The following is a 19,653-nucleotide window of genomic DNA, read 5'->3' on the forward strand; positions in this document are numbered from 1 at the left end:
AAACTTTAGCGCTATCGGGAGAGCAACCGCTCGCGTACCACCGGCAGCAGCGCCGCGAATGCACGCGAACGATGGCTGATCGCGTTCTTCTCGTCGGCCGTCAACTCCGCAGACGCCACCTCGAGCCCGGCCGGCCGGAAGATCGGGTCGTAACCGAACCCACCGGACCCCACCGGTTCGAGCAGCACGGTCCCCGGCCAGACGCCGAGTTCGACATGCTCGAAGTCGCCATCGACGAACGCGGCGGCGCACATGAAGTCGGCGTCACGGTTGGTGCTCTCACCCAGGTTCTTGAGGAGCAGCCGGTAGTTGTCTGCGTCGTCCCGCGTGCTCGCGTAACGGGCGGAGTGCACGCCCGGTGCGCCGCCCAGCACGTAGACGCTGATCCCGGAGTCGTCGGCGATCGCCGGCAACCCGGTGTGAGCGGATGCTGCGCGGGCCTTGATCAGCGCGTTCGCCTCGAAAGTCTCGCCATCCTCGACCGGCTCAGGTCCGTCGTAGCCCACCAGGTCCAACCCGGCGAGCTGCTCCCCCAGGATCCTGCGCAGTTCAACGACCTTGTGCGCATTGTGCGTCGCGAGAACCACCTTCACACCGGTCACGATTGCAGCGACGCCTTCTGGAACTCGGTGAGCACGGTGGTGCCTGCCAACGCCAGGTCGAGCAGCGCATCCAGTTCGGTGCGGTCGAACGGCGCACCCTCGGCTGTGCCCTGCACCTCGATGAACAGCCCGCGGCCGGTCGTCACCACGTTCATGTCCGTTTCGGCGCGGACGTCCTCGGTGTATGCCAGATCGAGCATGGGCGTGCCGGCGATGATCCCGACCGATACTGCGGCGACACTGTCGATCAATGGGGTGCCCTTCTGGGCGATGAACTTGTTCGCGCGGCCCCAGTCGAGGGCATCCGCCAAAGCGACATACGCACCTGTGATGGCGGCCGTGCGGGTGCCGCCATCCGCCTGCAGAACGTCGCAGTCGATGACGATGGTGTTCTCCCCGAGTGCCTTCATGTCGACGACGGCGCGCAGCGAACGGCCGATCAGGCGGGAGATCTCGTGGGTGCGGCCACCGATCTTGCCCTTCACGGACTCACGGCCCATCCGCTCGTTGGTGGAACGCGGCAGCATCGCGTACTCGGCCGTGACCCAGCCCTTGCCCTTGCCAGCCATCCAGCGCGGTACGCCGTTGGTGAAGGATGCCGTGCAGAGCACCTTGGTGCGGCCGAACGAGATCAGCGCCGAGCCTTCCGCCTGGTCGCTCCAGCCTCGTTCGATCGTGATGTCCCGCAGGGCGTCGTTGGTGCGGCCGTCGGCGCGGAGTTCTGTCATGGGTGGCGTCTGCTCTCAGGTTGGTGTTCTAGTTCGTGACGGGAAGGTGGATGGCGCCGGTCTGCACCAGGTCGACGGTAGAAACCTCGGGGCCGAGGAACCGCCTCGCCAGGGAGGTGAACTCGCTCTTGCTCTCCCCGGTGGCCTCGAAAGTGTAGGTCGGGGGCTCCGGGGCTGTGCGCTGGAGCCCGTGCTTGACCAGCTTGCGGTAGACGTCGTAGGCGGTCTCCTCCGCACTGGAGACCAGGGTCACGTCACGCCCCATCACGTACTGGATGGCGGCTGACATGAGTGGGTAGTGCGTGCAGCCGAGAACCAGGGTGTCAACCTCGGCGTCGACAAGCGGCTGCAGGTACTCGCGGGCCACCGCGAACAGCTCGTCGCCCGAGGTGACGCCGGCTTCGACGAACTCCACGAAACGGGGGCAGGCCTGGGTGAAGATCTGCAGGTCGGGGGCTGCGGCGAAAGCATCCTCGTACGCCTTCGACTTGATGGTGCTGTGGGTGCCGATGACACCGACGCGCTGGTTGCGGGTCTGGCGCACGGCGGCGCGCACGGCCGGCTGGATGACCTCGACCACCGGGATGCCGTGGGCCTCGGTGAACCGCTCGCGGGCGTCACGGAGCATGGCAGCGGATGCCGTGTTGCAGGCGATGACCAGCAGCTTGACACCCTGCGCGACCAGGTCGTCCATCAGCTCAAGCGCGTAGCCACGCACTTCGGCGATCGGCTTCGGCCCGTACGGGGAATGGGCGGTGTCGCCGACGTACAGGATCGACTCGCCGGGAAGCTGGTCGATGATCGCCCGGGCGACGGTCAGCCCGCCGACCCCGGAATCGAAAATGCCGATCGGCGCGTCAGTCACGCGCTCCAGTTTAGTGTTCGCCCGTGAGTAGGCTTGCCGAGTGACCAGCGCGAACAGTGTTTCCTCACTTTTGACCGACCGGTATGAGCTCACCATGGTGGATGCCGCCATCCGCGCCGGCACCCATGAACGCCAGTGCGTCTTCGAGGCGTTCGCGCGGCGCCTGCCGGGCGGACGCCGCTACGGGATCGTTGCCGGCACCGGCCGACTTCTGGACCTCATTGACCGGTTCCGGTTCACGGATGCCGAAATCGGCTGGCTGCGCGACAACGGCGTGCTGCACGACAAGGCCGCGGACTGGCTGGCCGACTACCGCTTCACCGGCGACATCTGGGGTTACCAGGAGGGCGACGTCTACTTTCCCGGTTCGCCATTGCTCATCGTCGAGGGCACCTTCGCCGAAGCCGTGGTGCTCGAGACCCTGGCACTCAGCGTGTTCAACTACGATTCCTCGGTCGCCAGCGCGGCCGCCCGCATGGTGAGCGCCGCGAACGGGCGCCCCCTCGCCGAGATGGGTTCTCGCCGCACCGGCGAGCACAGCGCGGTAGCCGCCGCCCGGGCTGCGTACATCGCCGGCTTCAGCGCCACCAGCAACCTGGAGGCCGGCCGCACCTGGGGTGTTCCGACGATGGGCACGGCCGCCCACTCGTTCACCCTCCTCCACGACAGCGAAGAGGATGCCTTCCGCGCCCAGGTCGCAGCCCTCGGCGCCGGGACCACGCTGCTGATCGACACCTACGACGTCACCACCGCGGTCGACCTGGCCGTCAAGGTCGCCGGGACGGGGCTCGGCGCCGTCCGGATCGACAGCGGCGACCTCCCCGGTCAGGTCGCAGCGGTTCGCAAGCAGCTCGACGGCCTGGGAGCCACCGGAACGAAGATCACCGTGACCAACGACCTCGACGAGTTCACCATCGCTGCCCTGCGTGCGGCGCCGGTCGACTCTTACGGCGTCGGGACATCCGTCGTCACCGGGTCCGGATCCCCCGCCGCCGGGATGGTCTACAAGCTGGTGGCCCGCCAGGGTTCGGACGGCGAATGGGTGGCCGTCGCCAAGAAGTCGGCGAACAAGATCTCCGTCGGCGGCCGCAAGTTTCCCGTGCGCACTCTCGAGGGCGGTGTAGCAGTCGAGGAGACCATCCACGTCGGCAAACGCGACGATCATGGCGGGCGCCCGCTGCTGGTGCCGCTGGTGACCGGTGGGGTGGCGGATGATCGCTACCGCGGGCCGGCCGGAACGGTGCTCGCCCGCGAGCACCGGGCATCTGCCATCGCCGAGCTCCCCCCGGAGGCCTTCCGGCTCGGCCGCGGCGAGCCCGTCATCCCCACCGTCTACGCGTAGCCTGCGCGCGTCGCTCGCGGCTCGAGACTGCCCATCTTCAGCAGCGCGCACCGATCCGTGGCTCGCTTGCGCATATCCGTGCGCAGCTCATCGGTCAGACCGCGCCACCTGTTCCGGCCTCACGCATTCGTTCGCGCACCACGGAAGGGTGCGCGCCAAGCATCTCTCAGGGAGAAGCTCGCCCGGGCTACTTTTTCAGGCCCTCGTAGATCTCTTTGCAGGTGGGGCAGACGGGAAACTTCTGCGGGTCGCGGCCGGGGGTCCACACCTTGCCGCACAGCGCAATGACCGGCTTGCCGCTCAGCGCCGACTTGAGGATCTTCTCCTTCTGCACGTAGTGCGAGTAGCGCTCGTGGTCGCCATCATCCACCTGCTCCTGCTTGAGGAGCTCCTCGAGCTCGCGGTCGATGGTGGTGGTGCCGCCTCCGGGTTCGGTGTCACTCATGGCATCCAGTTTAGGCACGGCTGCACCGAGAAGGTATCGGTTGCCAACTGGCACAGGCGCGCCAACACGTGCAAGAGCTGGTGCACCAGAAAATGCGCGAGACGCCGCGGTCAGTTGCGCAGGTTGAACGCGAGCAGTTCGGGGGCGCGCTTGGCGAACGTCCGTGCCCCGATGCTCACCCCGAGGGTGTAGCCGCCGACGCCGATGGCGAGCCCCGCAATGAGCGCCAGCCGGTTCCAGTCCTCGCCGACGCCCAGCCCGAGCCCGGCCAGCACCAGCACGGGCGAGGTGACCAGGATGGTGCCGAAGAATGAGAGCGCCTGCCCGGGCGACGACGCCGTCGACTGCGGTTGCGCGAACGGGCTGTCCCCTGGGCGCACCGTGGGGTACGGATGCCGGGCAGACACGACACTGGAGATTCCCAGCCCGGCCAGCAGCAGGCAGACGCTGACTCCGAAAACGGCTGGCAGGACATCCGGAACCCCGTAGAGCCGCGCGGTGATCGGCGCTCCGATGGCGATGAGCGGGATGCCCAACAGCAGCGGGGGGACGGTTCGGCCGATACGGTCGGCCCAGCCTGAGGTCTCGGTCGCCAGGTGCAGCCAGAGGGCCGTGTTGTCGGTGGAGATGTCGTTGTGGATCATCCAGCCCAGGAAGAGACACATCACCGGAAGAGGAATCAGGGCGAGGTTCTGCCACCAGACCCCCGCGATAAGCAACGGGACGATCAGCAGGATCGGGACGACGGGGACGACCAGCAGGGCAAGCCGGTACCGGCCGTCGCGCATCCAGTAGCTGAGGCTGCGGGCGGCGATCGCGCCGAGCGGATTGCCCGGCATCACGGCGAACCAGCCGAGCCCGGTCGCGCGAATCACCGTCTCCGGCCGGTGGGGGGTGACCAGCATCCGTGCGACCAGGAGTTGCCAGAGAATCCACAGCACCAGGAGAACGGCCACCCCGTACAGGAGCAGCAGCCAGGCTCCCTCCGAGTCGCCGCCGGCAGCCAGTGCCGGAGCCGCCCACGGCGCGCCGAGGGGTGTCTCGCTGAGCGCCTGCGCGACATCCGCCAGCCTCGACCGCGCGTCGCGAGTCGACCAGTCGGTCGACGCGATGGCGATCAGGCCGGGGCTGACCACCAGCAGCATGCCGGTCACGATCAGGCCGACAATCTCGCGGGCACGCCTCCCGTGCAACCAGAAGGCGGCGATCGACCGGGTGAGCCTGGCGCCGAGAACACCGGTAGCGACGATGATGATGGCTGCGACGACAGCAACGACCACGGCATCCGGATGCTCGACCCAGGCACGCACCTGCGAACCAGCCAGAACTGCCAGCAGCAGCGCCGGGACGCTGAGAAGCGCAGAAACGGCCAGTCCGGTGGCGATCTGCCGCGGCTGCAACCCGCTGGTCGCGCAGGCGCGCGGGTCTGCCGGGTCGTCAGACCCGAAGAACAGTGGGATGAAGAGGAACAGGAAGATGGTCAGTGAGCCGCAGACGACGATCACGCTTGCCGCGAAGTCGGTGTCGGCCATGCGCAAGTCGTCAACAGCGCCCAGAGCGGTCATGGTGCCGGCGATGGCGTAGCCGAGCAGCACGGCGAGTCCGAGCAGGTGCACCGGCGGACGACGCAGCGAGTTCGCGAGTTGCGCGAGCCTCAGTCGGAGAAAGACCGCAACCACTCCAGGTCCTCCCCCGCATTGTTCGTCTTGACCAGGTCGACGAACCGCTCCTCCAGCGACTGGTCACCACGAACATCCGCCACCGTGCCGGTCGCCAGGATGCGTCCGTCGACGATCACCGCGACCGCATCGCAGATGCGCTCGATCAGGTCCATGCTGTGGCTGGACAGGATGACCGTTCCGCCCGCAACGACGTAGCGGTTCAGGATGTCGATGATGCGCTCAGCGGAAACCGTATCGACTGACTCGAACGGCTCATCGAGCACCAGCAGGCGCGGGGCGTGGATCATCGCCGCAGCGAGCGCCACCTTCTTCGTCATGCCCGCCGAGTAGTCGGTGACCAGGCGGTGCTGCGCCTCGTCCAGGCCGATGGTGGAGACCAGGTCAGCGGTGCGCGCCTTCACCGTCTTCGTGTCCATCCCGTGAAGCAGGCCGGCATAGTGCAGCAGCTGGCGGCCGGTCAGGCGGTCGAACAGGATGAGGCGGTCGGGCAGAATGCCCATCTCCCGTTTCGCTCGCGAGGCATCCGCCCACACGTCGGCGCCGGCCAGCTTGATCTCGCCGGCATCCGGGCGCAGCAGCCCGGTGACCATCGACAGGGTCGTGGTCTTGCCCGCACCGTTCGGGCCGACGATGCCGAAGATCGTTCCGGGACGCACGTCGAGGTCGATGCGGTCGACGGCGACAGTGTCGCCGAACGACTTCACCAGGCCGCTCACCTGCAACACCAACTCGCCGGTGGGGCGCTTCGCCGGCCTCGTGAGCGGGGCGCGCTCCTCGATGACGGGCTCAGTGGCATCCGCCTGCAGTTCATCGACCTCGTCGGTGACGGCATCATCCGTGGCCGACGACAGCTGATCGATGAGGGTGTCGAAGCGGGCCAGCGCATCCTCCAGCGAATACCGGGTCTCGGATGCGATCGGTTCGGTGGCCACACAGCAACCGTACCAACGCGGCCGGGCATCGGGAGCCACGCTGACGGGCTCATCACAAATTGACTACAAGCACCTGTGAATCCTGTGAGAACGGTGAATCCGCCGGTAACGTACTTAGAGCACAACGAGGTGTCTAGTCAACAGTCGCGCCCCCAACAATCGGTGAACCCCACGGATTGCCGAGTGCGGCAGGTCACAGACATTGAGGAGAAACTCGTGAGCACGCAGATCGTCATCCTGGCAGCCGGAATGGGCAGCCGTCTCGGTCGTTCGCTGCCCAAGCCGCTGACTGAACTCAGCGACGGCCGCACCATCATGCAGCAGCAGTTCGACAACATCAGTTACGCGTTCGGAAACAACGCGAAGGTGACGATCGTCGTCGGCTACAAGCTCGAGCACATCATCGAGGCGTTCCCCGAGGCAAACTTCGTCTACAACGAGCAGTACGACCAGACGAACACGTCCAAGTCCCTGATGCGCGCGCTGCGGGCATCCGCCCCCGGTGGCGTGCTGTGGATGAACGGTGACGTCGTCTTCGACCCCGAGACCCTGGAGCGTGCCGCCAAGCTGGTCGCCCGCGACCAGTCGTTCATCTCCGTCAACACCTCACGGGTGGCGGATGAAGAGGTCAAGTACACGACGGATGCTGAGGGCTACATCCGCGAACTGTCCAAGACCGTCAAGGGCGGGCTGGGCGAGGCCGTAGGAATCAACTACGTTTCACGCGACGACAAGGCCGTGCTGCTCCGCCAGTTGGGCCGGGTCGGCGACCAGGACTACTTCGAGCGCGGCATCGAGCTGGCGATCGAGCAGAACGGCCTGCGCTTCGAGCCGGTCGACATCTCCGACCTGTACGCGGTCGAGGTCGACTTCCAGGAAGACCTGGAGCGCGCGAACCTCTTCGTGTAACCCGCATTCCTCATGCGGGTCGAGTAGCCCCTGAGCGCAGCGAAGGCGCGTATCGAGACCTCGATTCCGATACGGTCGCTAAGCGACTTACTCAACCCGCATGCGCGAGACCATACGATAGTGGTCGTGTCCGCACTCGCCCCAACCCGACCAGCGTGGTCGCCGTTCGAACGGTATCGCCATTCCCTCTGGCTGCTGACCGTTCGCGACCTGCGGGTGCGGTATTCGACATCCGCCCTTGGCTATGTCTGGTCGATCCTCGACCCGCTGGTCATGGCCGGGATCTACTGGTTCGTGTTCACGCAGGTGTTCGAACGCCCGGTGGGCGAAGAGCCGTACATCGTGTTCCTGCTCACCGCGTTGCTGCCGTGGATGTGGTTCAACGGCGCCGTTTCCGACAGTACGCGTGCCTTCCTGCGCGAGGCGAAGCTGGTGCGCTCCACCAAGATCCCACGCACGATCTGGGTGAATCGCCTGGTGCTGTCGAAGGGCATCGAGTTCATCGCCAGCATCCCGGTGCTCGTCGTGTTCGCGGTCTTCTCCCCCGGGGCCCAGCTGCACTGGCAGGTCGTGTTCTTCCCGCTCGCGCTGCTGTTGCAGGCGATGCTGGTGACCGGCATCGGCCTGATCGTCGCACCGCTGGTGGTCTTCTTCCGCGACCTGGAGCGCGCCACCAAGCTGGCGTTGCGGTTCCTCTTCTATGCCTCGCCGATCATCTACGGCGTCGTCGACCTTCCGGAGGACCTGCGCTTCTGGGCGTCCTTCAACCCGCTGGCCGGCATCTTCAGCCTGTACCGCGCGGCGTTCTTCCCCGACCAGCTCGACTGGCTGACCGTGGGGATCGGGGCAGCGATGTGTGTGCTCTTCCTGGTGTTGGGCCTCATGATCTTCAAACGCACCGAGCGTGCCGTGCTGAAGGAGATCTGATGTCCACCACGGTCAGCGAGCACGTCGAAGGGGCGCCGGTCATCACGGTGGCGGATGCCGGCATCCGCTTCAAGAGGAACCGTCGCGCCCGCCGCTCGTTCAAGGACCTGTTCGCCGGCAGCAGGCGGCGCAGCCGGCCCGGCGAGTTCTGGGCGCTGCGTGATGTGGACTTCACGGTGGCCGCCGGCGAGGCTATCGGCGTGGTCGGGCGCAACGGCCAGGGCAAGTCGACGTTGCTGAAGCTGGTCGCCGAGGTGATCCTGCCCGACGAGGGTTCGGTGAGCGTGCACGGCGGTGTTGCGCCGCTGATCGAGATCACCGGCGGTTTCGTCGATGACCTCACCGTGCGCGACAACGTGTTCCTCACTGCCGGGCTGCACGGCATGAAGCGGCACGAGATCGAGGCCCGCTTCGACGAGATCATCGACTTCGCCGAGATCGGCGACTTCCTGGACACCCCGTACAAGCACCTGTCGAGCGGGATGAAGGTGCGCATCGCGTTCGCCGTGATCTCCCGGCTGGAGGAGCCGATCATCCTCGTCGACGAGGTGCTGGCGGTCGGCGACAAGGCCTTCCGCGAGAAGTGCTACCGCCGCATCGAGGAACTGCTCACCGGTGGTCGCACCCTGTTCTTCGTGTCCCACAACGAGAAAGACCTGAAGCGGTTCTGCACCCGCGGCCTGTACCTGGACAAGGGGGCGCTCGTGCTCGACTCCTCGATCGGCGAGGTGCTCGACCGCTACAACGCCGATTACGGCGAGCCCGCGTAACTTCAGCCCGTCGAGGCTCACGAGCAAGTCTTCTGACGATGACGGTGTTTGTCGACGATGCGCCTGTTCTAAACACCGTCATCGACGACAAACCTCGTCATCGTTACGATCAAAAGTCGGCTGCGACGCACTCCCACAGTTCGTCTTCTCCGGACTGCTCCCATTCAGCCCAGGCAGCGGAGTAGGAGTCGGTAAGCGATTGGGGATTCATGGTGTCACCACGGTAGTCGCTGAAGCGTGCCCACGCTTGTCTTCGATGAACCCGGCATTACCTCTCATCGATGAAAGGCCGGTCATCGTTGGCAGGTGGGGGGCAACCGACAACCCATCAGCGCGGCGACTTATGATGGTGAACCCCGCGAGAGGATGCCATGCAGATCGTTGACCCGAACCAGATCAACCCTGAGCACGTCGCCGAGCATCCGATGGCGGTGCGCGGCTTCGACCGGCTGCTCACCACGCAGCGGCCGGCCGTGCTTGCGCATGTACGCAACGTTCGCCGGCGGCATCCGGATGCCTCGCCCGAGCAGATCATCCGTATCCTGGAGCGCCACTTCCTCACCGCGGTGACGGCCGGCGGTGCCGGAGTTGGGGCATCCGCCGTCATCCCTGGGGTCGGAACCGGCATCGGGCTCGCGCTCACCGGGGTCGAGACCGCAGTATTCCTGGAGGCGAGCGCCCTGTTCGCGCAGTCGGTGACCGAGATCCACGGAATCGCCGTCACCGACCCCGACCGTGCACGCACGATCGTCATGGCCATGATGCTCGGAACGTCTGGCGCCGACCTGGTGCGCAACCTGGCTGCACAGGCCACGGGTCAGGCCGTGCCGCGCACGCGTTTCTGGGGCGACGTGATCGGCCGGAACGTGCCGCAAGCGTTCATGGGGCCGATCGCCGACCGGGTCAAGCGCGCGTTCCTCGCCCGGTTCGCACGGACCACCACCACCAACGCGGTCGGACGTCTGCTTCCGTTCGGCATCGGCGCCGTCATCGGTGGAGTGGGCAGCAACATCCTGGGGCGCAAAATCGTGCAGGCCTCGCGGCAGGCGTTCGGACCGGCTCCGGCGGCCTTCCCGGGGAACCTTGAGCCGCGGGTGCGGGTACCGCGGGAGCCTGGCGCGAAGCGACGGATGCGTGTGGTTCCGTTGCGGAAACAGTTGCCTCCTGGGACGAACGGGTAGTTCGAAGCGCGGTTTCGATACGCCCGCTTCGCGGACTACTCAACCCACAGGGGCGTGGGGCTAGGTGGCGGGGAGGCCCTCCTCGTGCTCGGCGTCCTCCACGAAGGGGTCGGGCTCACGGGTTCGCGGGTCGTCCACGTGCAGCCTCGCGTGCCGCTCCCACTCGGCGACCAGCCGGGCGACGGCGTCGTGCAGGCGCTGGGTTGCCACTCCAGAGGTGGTGTCGCCGAAGTACCGTTCCACCCAGAACTGCAACCGCTCTCGAGCATCCGGATTGTTCAGCACCGCGTGCACCTGGGAGATCACGTCCCGCGCCCCGTCGACGGTGAGCCACTCGCACGCACCCAGGTAGCCGGAGTCGTCGATCTCGGCGTCCGGCGACACCGGCCGGGTGATCAGGATCGGCTTTCCCGTCGCCAGTCGGTCGTAAACCATCGCCGAGACATCCGAAATAGCGACATCCGCCACCACCAACTGCCAGCCGATCACGCCGCCGTCGTCGTACACGTGGTGGGCATCCGGGTCGGTCGCATTCGCCTTGCGGATGGCTGCGATGATCTGCTCGTTGGCGCGGCCATACTCACGGTCGACGACCCCGCTGCGCGGGTGTGGCCGGTAGATGAGGCGATAATTCGGGTCGGCCAGCAGCGAGCTGGTCAGCTCCACGCCGTGCGACGCGACGGACCCGTAGCTCATCGACGATCGGTCGCCCTCCCAGGTCGGCGCGTACAGCACCACCGTTCGGCCGTCTGGCGGGAAGGGCGGCTCCCCGGCAAAATAGTCCGCCTGAGGCCGCCCGATCATGAACGTTCGAGCGTCGACGTCGTAGTTCCAGAGGGCGTGGCGCAGGCGGTCACTTGCGGCCTGCCCTGCAATGAAGGCGTAGTCGTACGACTTGTACTGGTTGCTCGACATGTAGGCCTTGTCGCTCTCACCGTGGTTGATGAAAACGTGCCACATGCGCCCGTACCGGAACATCTGGAAATTGCGGGCATTCTGGTTGACGTACAGCACCGCGGCCAGGTTCTGCTCGAGCACGAAATTCTCGAGGTCCACGATCTTGCGGAGGTAGACGACCGGGAGCGGGCACTCCTCGAGCAGGCGCAGCATCGCCCCCGGGGACCGGGCGATGACCACCACCGGCCAGGTCTTCGACAGCTCCAGCAGCGGCGCGTACCACTGCCTCACTTGGTAGAGGTTGACGTTGCTGTCCGAATAGTAGACCGCGATTCGTACCGAATTGGGGGGCGGATGCTCCAACGCACCCGGCATTGCGGCCAGCCGGTTTCGCGATCGCATAGACCGCCAGCCGTTGCGCAGGACCCGCTGTGCGGCGCGCACATCGTCTGCGAATGACATTGTTCGAGCGTAGGAGCCGAAGCTGAGAAGGAGTTCAGCGTTGGGGCCTCGGCGTGGGCCAGGGTCTCGACGAGTTCAGGCAGCCTTGGTGCTCAGTCGGCGGAGGGGCCGTCGTCTTCCTGATCGGCGTCGGCGTCGAACGGGTCGGACTCCCGAACCCGCTTCTCCCCGACGTGCAGCGCGGCGTTGCGGTGCCACTCGGTCACCAGTCGCTCGACCGCCGCGTGGAACCGGGCGGTGGTGACTCCGGGCGTCGTGTCGCCGAAGTGGCGTTCCACCCAGTACTCGAGACGCCGTTGCGCCTCGTCACTGGTACGCACACGCTCGATCAGGTCGATGATGTCACCGGCCTGGTCTGCGTTCAGCCACTCCGCTGCGCCCAGATACCCGCTCTCATCGATTTCGGCAGTCTCCGACACCGGGCGCGCGACCAGGAGCGGTTTGCCGGTGGCGAGGCGGTCGTAAACCATGGCCGAGACATCCGTTATCGCGATGTCCGCGGCGGCCAGCTGCCAGCCGAGAGTCGGGCCGTCGTCGTACACGTGCTGGGCCTGAGGGTCGCGGGCGTTAGCCGCCGCGATGGCCGCGATGATCTGCTCATTCGCCCGCTTGAACCCGGGGTCGAGCACGCCGCTGCGCGGATGCGGACGGTAGATGACCCGGTGCTTGCCGGAAGCCAGCAGCTTGCTCACCAGGGTCACGCCGTGCGACTGCACCGAGCCGTAGGCCGCGGCCTCGCGGTCACCTTCCCAGGTGGGGGCGTAGAGCACGACGGTGCGATCATCCGGTGTGTATGGAAACTCGCCGGCGAAATGGTCGGCCTGTGGCCGGCCGATCTTGATGGTTCGCCCGTCGACGTCGAAATCCCAGAGTTTGCGACGCAGCCGCTCCACTGCGGCGTCTCCCGCGACCAAGCTGTAGTCGTACGCCTTGAACTGATTGGTGGTCATGTACATCTTGTCGCTCTCACCATGGTTGATGAAAACGTGCCACATGCGCCCGTACCGGAACATCTGGAAGTTGCGCGCGTTCTGGTTCACGTAGAACACGATCTTGAGATCCTGCTCGTTGACGAAGCTCTCCAGGTCGGCCACCTTGCGCAGATACAGAGTGGGAACCGGAGCCTCATCGATGAGGCGGAGTGCCGCGCTGGGCGAGCGGGAGATGATGGCGACCGGCCAGCTCTTCGACAGCTCGGCGAGCGGCGCGTACCACTGCCGCAACTGGTAGAGGTTCACCTTGGTGTCGGCGAAGTAGACGGCGATCTGGATGCTGCCCGGGCTCTGGGGGGCGAAGCTGTCACGACGGTTGGCCAGCTCCCGGCGCGTCCGCCGCGATCGCAGCAGGTTGCGGGCGACCCGCGTCGCGGTCTTCACATCGTGGATCAAGGGCACCATGACATTAAATCAACGGGGGACGACCGGCGAGCGTCATCCGCCAAACCGTTACCCACCCGATGCTCCGTCGCTCGCCTGCGCTCTCCCGCCAGCCGGCCGCCCAGCCGCCGAACCAGGCCTTCAGCGCGGCGGGCCTGCGCGCCCAGCGGATGACCTGCACACCGGTCCAGCATCCGACATACAGCGGCACGAACACCGCTGGCAGGTTCCGTTTTGCCAGCCACACGCGGTTACGCGCGTTCAACCGGTAGTAGTAGCTGTGCCTGGTGGGCTCGATCGCCGGATGATGCGCCACCAGCTCGCCCGCGTACCAGGCCCGCAGTCCCTGGTCCCACACCCGCCAGGCCAGTTCTATGCCTTCGTGGGCATAGAAGAACGGCTCGGCCCAGCCTCCGGTGGCGTCGAATACCGCGCGCGGCAACAGCACCGCGCCCTCCCACACCGAGAAGACGTTGCTGGAGTGGGTGGCCTCCCCCTTGCGGATGCGCGGAACCCAGCGCCGCGGATTGGTGACGCCAGACGGGTCAACCACGCGCGGCTGCACCAGGCCGATGCCCGGGTCCGCTTCGATCAGGCCGATCGCATCCGTCAGGAAAGTCGGCGACGGAACGTTCGCGTCATCGTCGAGAAAGAAGATGTAGTCGCCGCTCACCTGGGCGACGCCGCGGTTGCGGCCAGCCGGAATGCCCAGGTTCTCGTCGAGGGCGAGGGCTTTCACCCCTTTGGGGAGTCCGGTCGGCTGCCATCCGTTGCCCACCACCACCACGTCGAGGGCCACCCCGGTCTGGGCGAGCACGCTGCGGATGCCCGTTGCGAGGTCATCCGGACGCGTCCCCTGGGTGAGTACCACCACCCCGACACTGCGATTGTGCCCGTTCCGGAGAGATGTGCCCGGCGGAACGGGCACATCGCTCCGGAACGGCAACTCTGGGTGGTTCTCAGCGGTCACGCGCGCACCCGACGCGACGCCATGATGGCGACGAAGTGCCCGAGCAGCGCAAGCAGCGCGAGGGGAACCAGCACGAGCAACAGGGCCCGGTCGGCCACCTCGGCGCCGACGAAGAGGCCGACGATGGCGGCCAGGAACGCGAGCATGGTCAACTCGACCGAGTGGTACAGGCGGTGGAATGGCACGAAGCGGGCCGCGCGACGAAGCTTCGCGATCATCCGCTGACTGGGTTCCGCCTCCCCCTTGCGGTCGGCCAGTTTCGGCAGCCCGGCGTTGGCGCGGGCGACGTGCACCATGTCGTTGAGCGCCTTGTTCAGGATGATGAACACCGCCAGGGCGAAACCGAGGGTGGTCCAGAAGAAGTCGTCGGGGGCGTCGAATGGGTAGCCGGCGGCGCGGATGCCGATCACGATCGGGATCAGCGCCTCCGTCGTGTAATGCCCGACCTTGTCGAGGAAGACCCCCGCTGGCGAACTGGTGCCGCGCCAGCGTGCCACCTCGCCGTCGCAGCAGTCCACCAGCATCTGCAGCTGGCCCATCACCAGCGCCAGGGCTGCCCCGGCGATCCCCGGCACGAGCAGCGAGAGTGCGGTCGCCCAGCCGACCAGGATCATCAGCCCAGTGACGCCGTTCGCCGAGATCGACGTTCTCAGCAGCAGCCAGGTGAGGTACGGCGACACGTCACGCAGGTAAAGCGATGCGGTCCAGTGCTCGGCGTTCGCACGCGAGCGCACCTCGGGCGGCTGCGACACTTCACGCAGTTGCGCGATGGACGTGGGGCGGGCGGTGCCGCCGGCGGATGACGTCAATTGTCACCTTCCCGTGTGTGCCGTGATGTTGCGCGTGAGCTTGAGGAACCCGAGGATGAAACCGGTTCCCCACCCGAAGTGTATGCAGGGCAGCACCACCAGGTACCACGCAGCGGTGCGGATGCCATGGGCGGTCAGCACGGGGATGGTCGCCGCCAGCACGAAGAGGCCGTAGACGACCGGCGGGATGAACGCGAGCGTGAGCCAGTTGTTGTTCATCACGCCGGAGATCCCGAGCACGATCCCGACCAGCACCGTGAGCACCATCGCCGGCGGGATGAAGTAGCGGATGCCGTTCTCCCGCGCGAAACGCCTCGCCAGTTCGCCGCGCCAGATGCCGGTCGCGACGAATTGCCGCACCAGCTTCGACAGGCTCGACCTGGGGCGATAGACGACGACCAGTTCGGGCGTGAACCAGACGGTTCCGCCGGTAGCCCGGAGCCGCCGGTTCAGTTCCCAGTCCTGCCCGCGCTTGATGCCCTCATCGAAGAGGCCTACCTCGACCAGGCGGTGCCGCTGGAAGATGCCCAGGTAGGCGGTATCCGCCGGCCCTTCTTTTCCGCCGACGTGGTGCGGCGTGCCCCCCAGGCCCGCCTTCGCCCCGTAGGCGTGGGCGACCGCCTTCTCGAACGGGGTCACCCCTTCGGCCTTCATGATGCCGCCAACGTTGTCTGCACCACTGCGAAGGAGTGCGGCAACGCCGAGCCGCGTGTAGTCGCGCGGAAGCACGGAGTGCGCATCCACCCTGACCACGACCGGGTAGCTGGATGCCCGGATGGCCGCGTTCAGCCCACCGGGCGTCGAGCCTAATTCGTTGGGGATGCTGCGGATGCGCGGGTCGGCTTTCGCCAACTCGTCGATGACCTGGTTGGTTCCGTCGACGCTGGGGCCGAGCGCCAGCACGACCTCGAACGGGCCAGCATAGTCCTGGTCGACGAGGCTGAGCACGGCGGCCTCGATGTGCTCCACCTCGTTGAGCACGGGCATCACATAGGACACTCCGGGCAGGGTGTCGGGGTCGGCGGGCCCGGCAGCGTGAGATGTCCCGGCGTTGTCGGGATGCTCAGGGGTTCCGCGCGTCATTCTGTCCAGTCGTCGCCTTGTCATGGGTGGCCCGGCAGGTGGGCCCGGCTAAGCCTAGTATTCCGTACCTCGGTGATTCCGGTACGTGAACACGACCGTGCCGCCCACCGAAGCGGGCGGCACCTCGCTGTCTGGCTGGTGCGTTTCTACAGTTCGCCGAGGGTCACGGTGACCGTCTCGGTGCGGTCGCCGCGCACGTAGACGAGTTCAGCATCCGCCCCGCCAGGAAGCACGCGCACCTGTGCGGTGAGGTCGGTACTGCTGGTGATCGGCATACCGTTGAACTGCGTCACGATGTCGCCAGGCTGCAGCCCCGCGGCATCCGCAGCGCCACCGGGCGTGACCTGCTTGATGACAGAGCCGACGGTGGCGCTGATGCTTGACGCCTCCTGGTCGTCGGAGACGCTGAGCACGCTCGCGCCCAGCAGGCCGTGGCTCGCGGTTCCGTCTTCGATCAGTTCCTCCGCGACGCGTTCGGCCAGGTTGGAGGGGATCGCGAAACCGAGGCCGATGTTGCCGGATGCCTGCTGCGAACCTCCGGCGCTGGCGATGGCCACGTTGATGCCGATCACGTTTCCGTCAGAGTCCAGAAGGGCACCGCCGGAGTTGCCGGGGTTGATTGCGGCATCCGTCTGGATCACCGGGAGGGCGATCGTGGCGGTGGGCGCCGGGCGGTCCGCCGAATCGTCGTCGAACTCCCAGAAATCGAACGGGCCGTTGTTGTTGCCGTCATCCTCGGGCGGCGGCGCCGAGTCTTCGGTCTCCTCCGGAACGGCGGACGACGAGACGGTGATGCTGCGGTTCAGCGCGCTGATGATCCCGCTGGTGACCGTATTGGGGAGGCCGAGCGGGGCGCCCAGTGCGACCACCGTGTCACCGACGTTGAGGTGGGACGAGTCGGCGAACTTCGCCGGCTTGAACTCGACCCCTTCCGCGTCGATCTTCACCACGGCGAGGTCGGCGATCGGGTCGCTGCCGACAAGCTTTGCGTCGTAGAGGTGGCCGTCAGAGGTCTGCACCTTCAGCGCAGGGTCGGCCGTCGCGCCACTCAGGGTGGCGACGTGGGCGTTGGTCAGAACGTAACCGTCATCGCTCAGGAACACGCCGGAACCGCTTCCGGATGCTCCTTCGCCGCGAACCGAGATCGTCACGACTGACTGGGCGGCTTCCGCAGCCACCGCAGTGATGGTGGTCGCGTTGCCCGGGTCGTTGACGGTGATGTTGGTGTCGGTCGGGCTGATCGTGGAGCTTTGGCCGCCATTGTTGTTGAAGGCGATGGCGGTCACGCCGGCCCCGGACACACCACCGATCAGGGCACCGACGGCGAGCGCGGCGATCACGCCGACGTTGCCGTTGCGCTTCTCGGCTGGCGCCGTTTGTGGCGCTGACGCCGATTGTGCCGGCGACGGGTGTGCCGTGGACTGGTGTGTCGCGGACGCTTGCTGCGGGTGCGACCCGGTCGGCGGTACTGGCGGAGCGGGGGGTGCCGGTGGCGCCCCGGGGCTCAGTGCCGGCGTGGTCGGCGTGGTGGGGTCTGGTGCGCTCGGGTTGCTGGGTTCCCTACGCGGGGCGTCGGGCTCAGTGCTCGGCGTTGTTTGCGGAGTCTCGGGCTCGGTCGGGTCCGGGTTCGGGTTCGGAATGCTCGGGTCGGTGTTCGGTTCGGTGCTCGGGGTCTCGGACTCGGGTTTCGGCTGCGACGGTGTGTTGTCGGACATCGGGTGCTCCTTTCAGGCGGCGCAGCCAGCTTTCACCGGCAACCTGAGCATTCTATTTGCGCACACTGAGAGCGCGCCGCTCGTTGGTTGAACGGCGGCGCGGGCATGGGCATTCCCGGTTAACTCTTCGTTTTCCCGGGCGAGAGTCAGTGCCGCACTGCCTTTCCAGTGGCGCGCCCGGTTTCGAATGGCCGAGCGCGACGCAAAGCGGCGCGTGGCATCCGCTCATAGCCGTCGCGCGCATCGATCGGAGAGTCGCTTGCCCATATGTATAGGCGTGCCTCCGATCGGTACGCGTCGCGGATTACGGTGCTGCAGATCCGTTCGCGTGTCAGCGACCCGTGCGCGTCAGCAGCACACAGGAGCGGAGCGGCCCAGAGCGGCGGCTCGATTCGGTGGTGAGAGCAATCAGCAGCCGGGACCGGTCGGGTTGAGCGTGCACTCGTGCTCGACCAGCACCGTCTTGGCTCCGCCGGCGGTGGCGACCAGCCGGTTCGCCGGCACCGGGATGGTCCCGGCAATGGTGGTCCAGTCGCTTCCGGCCCAGCGATATTCGGCGGCGAAGTCGATGGTGAGGTCGATGTAGTAGGTACCGGACGACGTGTACACGTGGCTCGTCGGCGTCGGATCGAACTCATCGACTCCCTGAGCGCGCCAGGTCGTGCCTGGCATCGAGCGTGATGCTCGCGTGCCGTCGCCGTAGGTCCAGTGGTAACGCACCGGGGTGAAACGAACGGATGCCGGCTCCCCCAACAACAGACCGTCCTGCACCTGCACTGCGGACCTGGCATAGAAGTTGGTGTCGAGGCCGACGATCATCCAGCCGTTGGGCTCCATGTGGTCGACCCCGGGCGCAGGACGGAAATTCACCAGGTCACTCAGCGTTACCGGACCAGTCACGGTGGGAGCGCCGCGATCGCTGCCCGGCAGCCATTGGCCCGGTTGCGGCGGGGCGACAACAGGGGCGTTGCTTCCTGCACCCCCTGTACCGTTACCGCCACCGTTGCCGGATCCAGGGACTGCCACCTCACCGCCCAGCTCAACACCGCCGTCAACGATCTCGCCGCCGACCGTTGGGCAACCGCTAATTAGGAGGGTGGCTTCATTGCACCCGTCCGTTGCAGCCTCGGCCTGTGCATTTCCGGCACCGAATAGGAAGAGCGTCAGAGCTATCCAACAAGAAACTAGCGCGATTGGTCGCAAGAGTTGTCACCCGACCAAGGGTCTCTTGAGGCCACAATCAGTTCTGGTGGCTCAAGCGTGAGCACGTCAAAGGTCACTTCAAATAGCTGAACATCCGGACGGCTCGACTCTACGACTGACACACCGGAGCTGTCGACGACATCAACATTCGTGACATCAAGACAGGCGTACACCGCAGCGATATCGGTTATCTCGGACTGCGCCTGCGAATAATACTGAAATTCAACAGACCTGATTTGCGAGTTTCCGCTGCTTCGATAGCCGTTCTCCTGAAAGACTGCGTAGCCTTCAACCGCGTCGGCAAGCGCGTCCCTCACAGCGACCGATTGAATGCGCTCCGGGTTCGCCCCACCCTCTTGCGCTATCAGGTCTGACATCGCCAGGTACGCCGCATAGGCATCCGTCGCGGCGGCGAGCGCCTCCTCGTCGGAGGCGAAGATCGGCTCGGTGGTGGGCTCGGGTGGTGGCGTGATCTCGGGATCTTGCGGAACGCATCCGCTCAGCAGCATCGCGACCGCGATGGTGACGGCCGCGAGTGGCAGGGCTGAGCGCATGAGTAAGAGGGTAGGGGGTGCGGCGTTGGCTGCGCGCGAATTTTCCACAGGGGCAGAGAAGGGGTCGGGTTGCCCGTGGGGGGTTTCGACAAGCTCAACCAGCGAAACGCAACGGGCTCGAACAGCGGCCGCGATAGGTTGGTCTCGACAAGCTCGACCAGCGGAAAACAAGCTCGACCAGCGGAAGACAAGCTCGACCAG

At 66.3% G+C, this 19,653-nt stretch carries 19 protein-coding genes; 5 read left to right on the forward strand and 14 right to left on the reverse strand.

The features are described 5' to 3' along the window. Positions 1 to 11: 11 nt before the first annotated feature. Genes rdgB through murI form a run of 3 tightly spaced genes read right to left on the reverse strand, consistent with a single transcriptional unit; the run spans position 12 to position 2,195 of the window. Positions 12 to 602 carry an RdgB/HAM1 family non-canonical purine NTP pyrophosphatase gene (gene rdgB, locus ACX3PH_RS13895; RefSeq protein ID WP_459093281.1) on the reverse strand — a complete coding sequence of 197 codons (591 nt, stop codon included), beginning with the start codon at positions 600 to 602 and terminating at the stop codon, positions 12 to 14. Continuing rightward, positions 599 to 1,330 carry a ribonuclease PH gene (gene rph / locus ACX3PH_RS13900; protein ID WP_459093282.1) on the reverse strand — a complete coding sequence of 244 codons (732 nt, stop codon included), beginning with the start codon at positions 1,328 to 1,330 and terminating at the stop codon, positions 599 to 601. Before rph ends, rdgB begins: the two co-directional genes overlap by 4 nt. Before the next feature lie 28 nt (positions 1,331 to 1,358). Beyond that, positions 1,359 to 2,195 (reverse strand): glutamate racemase, encoded by an 837-nt coding sequence (murI, locus tag ACX3PH_RS13905; protein WP_459093283.1) that lies wholly within the window; start codon positions 2,193 to 2,195, stop codon positions 1,359 to 1,361. 94 nt (positions 2,196 to 2,289) lie between these two features. Here murI and ACX3PH_RS13910 point away from each other — a divergent pair, with 94 nt between their 5' ends. Next, entirely contained in the window at positions 2,290 to 3,537 is a 1,248-nt protein-coding gene (locus ACX3PH_RS13910) for a nicotinate phosphoribosyltransferase (RefSeq protein ID WP_459093335.1), read from the forward strand. A 187-nt stretch (positions 3,538 to 3,724) separates the two neighbouring features. On the opposite strand, the gene ACX3PH_RS13915 is transcribed toward ACX3PH_RS13910, so the two are convergent. The 3 genes from ACX3PH_RS13915 to ACX3PH_RS13925 all read right to left on the reverse strand — a co-directional run bounded on the left by ACX3PH_RS13915 (position 3,725) and on the right by ACX3PH_RS13925 (position 6,596). After that, a complete protein-coding gene (locus tag ACX3PH_RS13915; protein WP_459093284.1) occupies positions 3,725 to 3,982 on the reverse strand; it encodes a DUF3039 domain-containing protein in 258 nt (85 codons plus the stop codon). A 110-nt stretch (positions 3,983 to 4,092) separates the two neighbouring features. Next, positions 4,093 to 5,661: an ABC transporter permease gene (locus tag ACX3PH_RS13920; RefSeq protein WP_459093285.1), complete on the reverse strand. Its 1,569-nt coding sequence runs from the start codon at positions 5,659 to 5,661 to the stop codon at positions 4,093 to 4,095. Continuing rightward, positions 5,637 to 6,596: an ABC transporter ATP-binding protein gene (locus ACX3PH_RS13925; RefSeq protein ID WP_459093286.1), complete on the reverse strand. Its 960-nt coding sequence runs from the start codon at positions 6,594 to 6,596 to the stop codon at positions 5,637 to 5,639. The genes ACX3PH_RS13920 and ACX3PH_RS13925 overlap by 25 nt, the downstream gene beginning before the upstream one ends. A gap of 216 nt (positions 6,597 to 6,812) precedes the next feature. Here ACX3PH_RS13925 and ACX3PH_RS13930 point away from each other — a divergent pair, with 216 nt between their 5' ends. The 4 genes from ACX3PH_RS13930 to ACX3PH_RS13945 all read left to right on the forward strand — a co-directional run bounded on the left by ACX3PH_RS13930 (position 6,813) and on the right by ACX3PH_RS13945 (position 10,383). Further along, positions 6,813 to 7,505, forward strand: coding sequence for a phosphocholine cytidylyltransferase family protein (locus ACX3PH_RS13930; protein ID WP_459093287.1), 693 nt, complete (start codon positions 6,813 to 6,815; stop codon positions 7,503 to 7,505). Between the two features lie 126 nt (positions 7,506 to 7,631). Beyond that, positions 7,632 to 8,432, forward strand: coding sequence for an ABC transporter permease (locus ACX3PH_RS13935; RefSeq protein ID WP_459093288.1), 801 nt, complete (start codon positions 7,632 to 7,634; stop codon positions 8,430 to 8,432). After that, positions 8,432 to 9,202, forward strand: a complete 771-nt coding sequence (locus ACX3PH_RS13940; protein WP_459093289.1) for an ABC transporter ATP-binding protein — start codon at positions 8,432 to 8,434, stop codon at positions 9,200 to 9,202. Before ACX3PH_RS13935 ends, ACX3PH_RS13940 begins: the two co-directional genes overlap by 1 nt. 371 nt (positions 9,203 to 9,573) lie before the next feature. After that, positions 9,574 to 10,383 (forward strand): hypothetical protein, encoded by an 810-nt coding sequence (locus tag ACX3PH_RS13945; protein WP_459093290.1) that lies wholly within the window; start codon positions 9,574 to 9,576, stop codon positions 10,381 to 10,383. A 60-nt stretch (positions 10,384 to 10,443) separates the two neighbouring features. Here the strand turns inward: ACX3PH_RS13945 and ACX3PH_RS13950 are convergent, their stop codons facing one another. The 8 genes from ACX3PH_RS13950 to ACX3PH_RS13985 all read right to left on the reverse strand — a co-directional run bounded on the left by ACX3PH_RS13950 (position 10,444) and on the right by ACX3PH_RS13985 (position 19,452). Then, on the reverse strand, positions 10,444 to 11,742 hold the full coding sequence (locus ACX3PH_RS13950; RefSeq protein WP_459093291.1) for a CDP-glycerol glycerophosphotransferase family protein: 1,299 nt from the start codon (positions 11,740 to 11,742) through the stop codon (positions 10,444 to 10,446). A gap of 92 nt (positions 11,743 to 11,834) precedes the next feature. Then, complete coding sequence (locus tag ACX3PH_RS13955) at positions 11,835 to 13,136, reverse strand: CDP-glycerol glycerophosphotransferase family protein (RefSeq protein WP_459093336.1); 1,302 nt, start codon at positions 13,134 to 13,136, stop codon at positions 11,835 to 11,837. A 7-nt stretch (positions 13,137 to 13,143) separates the two neighbouring features. Next, on the reverse strand, positions 13,144 to 14,046 hold the full coding sequence (locus tag ACX3PH_RS13960) for a glycosyltransferase family 2 protein (protein ID WP_459093337.1): 903 nt from the start codon (positions 14,044 to 14,046) through the stop codon (positions 13,144 to 13,146). A gap of 38 nt (positions 14,047 to 14,084) precedes the next feature. Next, positions 14,085 to 14,897, reverse strand: a complete 813-nt coding sequence (locus tag ACX3PH_RS13965; protein WP_459093292.1) for a CDP-alcohol phosphatidyltransferase family protein — start codon at positions 14,895 to 14,897, stop codon at positions 14,085 to 14,087. Positions 14,898 to 14,900: 3 nt separating this feature from the next. Continuing rightward, a complete protein-coding gene (locus tag ACX3PH_RS13970; protein WP_459093338.1) occupies positions 14,901 to 15,884 on the reverse strand; it encodes a glycosyltransferase family 2 protein in 984 nt (327 codons plus the stop codon). 242 nt (positions 15,885 to 16,126) lie between these two features. After that, positions 16,127 to 17,695: a S1C family serine protease gene (locus ACX3PH_RS13975; protein WP_459093293.1), complete on the reverse strand. Its 1,569-nt coding sequence runs from the start codon at positions 17,693 to 17,695 to the stop codon at positions 16,127 to 16,129. A gap of 408 nt (positions 17,696 to 18,103) precedes the next feature. After that, positions 18,104 to 18,595, reverse strand: a complete 492-nt coding sequence (locus ACX3PH_RS13980) for a PKD domain-containing protein (RefSeq protein ID WP_459093294.1) — start codon at positions 18,593 to 18,595, stop codon at positions 18,104 to 18,106. Between the two features lie 284 nt (positions 18,596 to 18,879). Beyond that, the gene (locus tag ACX3PH_RS13985) at positions 18,880 to 19,452 is read right to left on the reverse strand and encodes a hypothetical protein (RefSeq protein WP_459093295.1); all 573 of its coding nucleotides are present in this window, start codon (positions 19,450 to 19,452) and stop codon (positions 18,880 to 18,882) included. Positions 19,453 to 19,653 lie beyond the last annotated feature (201 nt).

The sequence above is a fragment of the Homoserinimonas sp. A520 genome (assembly GCF_054489245.1).